This window comes from uncultured Gimesia sp. (genome assembly GCF_937910335.1).
Taxonomy (GTDB): domain Bacteria; phylum Planctomycetota; class Planctomycetia; order Planctomycetales; family Planctomycetaceae; genus Gimesia.
Genome location: NZ_CALEMX010000236.1, coordinates 1 through 5,734, shown reverse-complemented (window position 1 = coordinate 5,734; position 5,734 = coordinate 1). Strand labels below are relative to the sequence as shown.

The window sequence follows — 5,734 nt, the reverse complement described above, 5'->3', positions numbered from 1 at the left end:
AAATCACTGACACCTTTATTCAATGGTAAAAATATGATCTATCGAATTTTGATTGTGACGTTGTTTCTTCCTGCGGTTGCCGTGGCACAAGCGGATCAGCCGAAGGTGTTTCGTGCTGGCGCAGCGACGAGTAATATCACACCCTTTCTGGGAACCGACCTGATCGGTGGCTTTAACCCTCGTGGCTCAATTCATATCCATGATGAACTCCATGCGCGGTGCCTGGTCCTTGATGATGGGAACAAACAACTGGCGATTGTCATCATCGATAATGTCAAGTTTCCCAGTGAACTTCACGACCCGACGAAGAAACGTATTCAAGAGATAACGGGCCTCGCTCCCGAAAATGTGCTGATCGCGGCCACGCATACACACTCAGCACCGAGCCTGCGAGGGACCAGCTATCTCAAACTCAGAGAACCGCTTGATGACTACCAGAAATTTGTCATTCGCCGCATTGCAGATGGTGTGCAGCGGGCGTTTCATCAATTAGAACCGGCCCGCATCGGCTGGGGCGAAGGTGAAGTGCCTCAGCATGTGTTTAACCGGCGCTGGCTTTTGAAAGATCGACAGACTGCTACCAGTCCTTTTGGTGAGGAAGAGTTCGCCGCCACGAATCCCGGCGGCTACCTGAAGGTCCTCGATAAACCAGCGGGCCCTGTCAATCCCAAGGTCTATGTACTGTCTGTTGAATCGACGTCGGGGCGTCCGATTGCCCTGTTGGCGAACTACTGGCTGCACTATGTCGGTGGCGTCGGCAAGGGACATATTTCGGCGGATTACTTTGGGATGTTCGCCAGACAGCTTGCGCGGCTGCATGCAGAGCCGGACCAGGACCCCCCGTTTGTCGGCATGCTTAGCAATGGTGCCAGCGGCGATGTGAATAACAATGATTATGCAAATTACAATCAACCTGGAAAGAAACGCTACGCGCGTTATGAGAAAATGCGCGAGGTTGCAGGCGACGTCGCCCGGGAAGTAATCCGCGTCGAGAAATCGATTCAATATCAGAGCTGGGTTCCATTGGATGCGGCAGCAGAGAGGTTGACTCTGAAACGTCGTCGTCCCACACAGGCGCAGGTGTGGCGTGCAAAGGAATTGCTCAAGAATGCCACTCTGGAAGCTCAGCAGGATCGCGGTTTCGCACGACGCGTTACCTTTGCCCGCCGGGCCGTTGAAGCCTCGGCATGGCCGGAAACGGATGAGGCCTTCGTACAGACCTTACGCATTGGTGATCTGTGTCTGGCCGCACTGCCTTTTGAAGTGTTTGTCGAAATCGGTTTCGACATTCAAAAGCAAAGCCCCTTCAAAGAGACGTTCGTATTCGGCCTGGCCAACGGAGATCTCGGCTATTTACCTTCGCCCCGTCAGCATGAACTGGGCGGATATGAAACATGGTTAACCGTCTCACACGCCGAGGTCGGTGCCTCACCCAAACTGGTCAAGAAGCTGATCGAACTATCTCGTCGCATTCATCCTGCATCGGTGAAGAAGTGATTTTTAAAGGCGAACCGGAAAGGGGGGAGGGACTGAAAAATCGACTCTCGCCTCTTTTACTATCCCTCTCCTCATATAGATGAAAAATCATCCTTTCAGGAGAATATTGCATGCAAAGATCGCGTCAAAACATGCACTTAGATTGTTGTAATTAGACAGCTTGTTGTAAAATGGGGCAATGGATGGATGGCTTACTGAAAAGGTCTGGGTCTAATAACTAGTTATCGGGCTTCACCTGTCAGAAGCAGTCAGCACGTAAAACCCACAATCATATCACTATTCCAAAACCAACCTGAAAGAGTCAGCATGCCATTTCCTCGAACATTTTCTCACATCGGCATTTCTGTGACGGACTTAGACCGAGCCGTAGAATTCTATACTAAAACATTGGGGTGGTACGTTATCATGCCCGCCACAGAAGTCGTGTCAGATGATTCCGCCATTGGCGTGATGTGCAACGATGTGTTCGGGAAAGGCTGGGGCCGATTTCGAATTGCTCACTTGGCGACCGGCGATAGAATTGGTATCGAGTTGTTCGAGTTTGAGAATGCCCAAAAACCAGAGGACAATTTTGAATACTGGAAAACAGGGGTGTTTCACTTTTGTGTTCAAGACCCGGATGTGGAGGGCCTCGCAAAGAGAATCGTTGAGAACGGCGGCAAACAGAGAATGCCTGTCCGGGAGTATTATCCCGGCGAAAAACCCTACCGGATGGTCTACTGCGAAGACCCCTTTGGAAACTTAATCGAAATCTATTCGCACAGCTATGAACTGACATATTCAGCAGGTGCTTACCAAGGCAATTCTGATTGAAACCTGTTTTCGAACTACGCGATAACTATCCTGCCGCTATCACATCGTGGGCAGAAAAATCGACTCCGGACCCCTTTGAGCGTTCTCTCTGATTGAACTACTTCGTAACATTCATCTCGAGTCAGTGAAGAAGTAGTTTTCAAAATCGTGTCATCAAAGTTGTATGATCGACGCCATTTAGTCCGCGCCGCAGTAACACTCGGTCAGTTGCTGAATCGAAACCAGGGCTGAAAGCATGCGATTGCGTGCCGGGGGATTGACAGTGTGTACGCGTATCACCGGAGGATCGAAATCACACATGGCGACGGCTTCTTCAATCCAGAACAGGACATCGTAACCCGTCCCGCGTGTATCGTCGCCCAGATCGTGATCCAAACTGATTTCTCTGACGTTACCCGTCTTTAAAAGTGTAATCGCTTCGTCCGGCCAGCGTACCTGCTGCCAGCCCGGCGGCGCCGGTCGTACATCGTCCAGATAGATTCTCATAAATTCGCTTTCTATTTTGTATAAAGAACCAGTCAATAATACTGAGATAAGATCCCTTCACGGGGAGAGACACGCTCCCAGACCAAAAGTTCGCCTTCAGCGCGCAAAACGTGTCGACAACAGCAGAAAAGGGCAATTCCGGGCCTGGGGAATGTTTGGAAATCAGGACTCGATTTTCTGTACCTGCGTCTTTTTCTCGAAGTCCTACGCTTCATTTTCCATCCAGGTTCTCCAGCTGTAAACAAAGCGAATCAGAAGATACTCACCTGAGCAGTTTGGGAGAGATCTATTTCGCAATTCGATTGCCATTGCCTGACACGCGCTGTGCGTTATACCAATATCGTTTTGAATGCGCGATCTTATGCCGATTCAATGTTCTCTCGATTCAATTTGATTCTGCTTGTCAAACCGGGTACCATTTCTCCATGAGCGTGGCGTTTGCGCTCGGCGAGTTTTGATCGCTCATACGGAGGATGTACGGTGGGTGAGTCCAACGATGGAACTCAATTTTGGACACAGCCGGGCCCGGCGAAGGCATACTATGACCGTGTTTGCCAGTTGCCTCCTCTGCGCGATGTACTGATTGCCAAACTGCGCGACACGTGGGGAAACCCGGATTCCCCAGGATTGGAACTTTTCCCAGAGGTCTCGCGCGAAGAAATCACCCTGCGAGGCCTGGACGGCAACGATGTGCCAATCACACGTTTTACACCACCAAATTGTGGGACTGGCGTGTGGGTTTATCTGCATGGTGGTGCCTGGATTTCACCAATCTCGGGAAAGCATCTGGCCTGGGCAAAGCGAATGGCTGCCTTGACCGGGTGGACGGTTCTGGCATTGGACTATCGTCTGGGGCCAGAGGATCCATTCCCCGCCGCACTGCACGACGTGATTGGGGTTGTCCAACACTGTCAGAAAAATGCGAGCGGACCAGTCGTCGTGGGTGGCGATTCCGCTGGTGGCAACCTTGGCCCGGCTGCAGCGTTGTACGCGGCAGATCATGACCTTCAGGCACCTGATGCCGTGCTCGCCCTGTGCCCTGCGATAAACATGGCCTATGAAGAAGTACCCGGTTTCGTCGAAGCCGCCTGGGAGCACCCCATTCAGGATATCACGCTTTTCGGTTTCGGACGAGCGTGCTACGTGCCACGCATGGAGGACTGGCGCCACCCTTATGTCAGCCCTATCTATGGCGACCTGTCTCAGTTGCCACCGGTGCTGGTTGTGACTGGTGAGCAAGACGCGATGTATGAAGATAATCGGATCTTCGTCGAACGTGCCCGTGCCGCTGGCGCCGAAGTTGAGGATCACGTCTATGCCGGCATGCCTCACAGCTTCTTTATGCAGGACGAGCTGATACCCGAGGCATCCGCGCAAGCCAACGCTGACATCGCGACGTTTCTCGCGCGGCTATAACTGGCTGAGGTCGAGTTGCAGTTTTTGGCCGCCAAGCCAGAGTTGCTCGATCCATGCCAGGCTCTCTGTTACCGATGGCTGAGGGTTGCCTAGTGCAATCTGCCAATGTTCCACAGCCGGTGCCATCACGTTGTAGTTGAGAATAGTGTGCAGCAAAATCATGTCTACTACTGTCTCTACTTGTTCTCGGTCGAGTGTGTATTCTTCGCGATAGCCTTGTACCACTTTTGCCAGGACATGTCCAGCCAATTCGGGGCTCGCGCCTGGCACTTGCAAACTGGGATAGTAATAGCTCGAGAAAAGCAGGACGGCGAAGTCCATCGTCCGCCAGCCGTAACAGCCAAGGTCGAAATCGATGACCTGTACCTTGCCATCCTCTACAAGAAAATTCCCCTCATGCAGATCGCGATGAACCAGTCCATAATGACGAGACGGCGTCGGTCGCTTGCGCAATTCATCGATAAAGTCTCGCATCGCATCGGCGACTCGCGGGTTGAAGGCTTCGGGAAGTGGATCGGGAAACTGTGTGAGCTTGCTCTCGTACCAAGGCCAGCGATCGCGGTCGGCAGGTAATTGCAGCTGATCCGAAACGCGATGGATGCGACCAATCTCGCGGCCTAATTTCTGAAAGAGTTCGTCATTCCACTCTGCATCTTTAGCCGGGTCGAGTTGCCGACCTCCGAAACGTTCGAAGCAGGAGACGTGCATTGTGCCACCGTCCAGTTCAATTGTCTCAAGCAGTTCCCCGCCGCGCGAAGGAATCGGCGTGGTAACCGTGCATCCATTGCGGATTAAGTGATCGAGCCAGAGCAATTCGCCCAACACCTCACCTCGCTTGCGGAACGCACCGTCGCTAATGCGGATAATGATCGGATCACCGTTCTCGAACTCCGTGGCAAATACGTGATTGACACCGTCGCGGATTAACTCCGTCTTCTCGGGAACGAGTCCCCAGTGATCGACGCATTGTGCGAGCGTATTGTGATAAGGGGAAGAATCGTCTAACGGTAAATGATTCGGATCCACGATTTGCTCTCCAAGTGCCTCTGTTGAAATGTTTGCTGATCCTTTTATCCCTTCAGAGAGATGTTAATTCAATGAGCCTGTCATCAAATGTCAATTATTTGTCGTGTTTTGCAATGTTTTGGCAAGGGGCCACTGTTTCAATTCATGGAAACTAAGAATTCGTGAACCCCTCAGTAAAGGAAACCCATGCCAGACTACGATCACAAGAAAACTCTTACAGGACCCTGCCCGTTCTTACCGTAAGTAACGTGACTGAATCACTCAAGTATTTCACAGAGACTCTATATATTATCGAACGACAAAAGCGAGTAGGAACAGAATAAAACGATTCCTTACCTATTAAACAAGTATCGCTGAAATTAGTATTTTTTGTTACCACGAAAGACACGAAAAGCACGAACTTAAATTGACATCGGTGATCTCATTCACGACGTTGCTGTAGGATGCGGCCAGGGAGGCTTGTCTGTCACAGGCCAGACTGGTTTCTTTTCTTTAG

At 51.3% G+C, this 5,734-nt stretch carries 5 protein-coding genes; 3 read left to right on the top strand and 2 right to left on the bottom strand.

What is annotated here, in order from left to right; all coding sequences use genetic code 11:
- A partial coding sequence (locus tag Q0668_RS09365) for a neutral/alkaline non-lysosomal ceramidase N-terminal domain-containing protein (RefSeq protein WP_298863331.1) occupies nt 1-1,497 on the top strand: 1,497 nt, incomplete at its 5' end.
- Nucleotides 1,498-1,803: 306 nt separating this feature from the next.
- Entirely contained in the window at nt 1,804-2,310 is a 507-nt protein-coding gene (locus Q0668_RS09360; RefSeq protein WP_298863328.1) for a lactoylglutathione lyase family protein, read from the top strand.
- A gap of 177 nt (nt 2,311-2,487) precedes the next feature.
- Here Q0668_RS09360 and Q0668_RS09355 read toward each other — a convergent pair whose 3' ends face one another.
- Complete coding sequence (locus tag Q0668_RS09355) at nt 2,488-2,796, bottom strand: cyclic-phosphate processing receiver domain-containing protein (RefSeq protein WP_298863325.1); 309 nt, start codon at nt 2,794-2,796, stop codon at nt 2,488-2,490.
- Between the two features lie 480 nt (nt 2,797-3,276).
- Between Q0668_RS09355 and Q0668_RS09350 the strand changes: the two genes are divergently transcribed.
- Nucleotides 3,277-4,212, top strand: coding sequence for an alpha/beta hydrolase (locus Q0668_RS09350; protein WP_298863322.1), 936 nt, complete (start codon nt 3,277-3,279; stop codon nt 4,210-4,212).
- On the opposite strand, the gene Q0668_RS09345 is transcribed toward Q0668_RS09350, so the two are convergent.
- The gene (locus Q0668_RS09345; RefSeq protein WP_298863319.1) at nt 4,207-5,238 is read right to left on the bottom strand and encodes a phosphotransferase; all 1,032 of its coding nucleotides are present in this window, start codon (nt 5,236-5,238) and stop codon (nt 4,207-4,209) included. The genes Q0668_RS09350 and Q0668_RS09345 overlap by 6 nt on opposite strands.
- Nucleotides 5,239-5,734 lie beyond the last annotated feature (496 nt).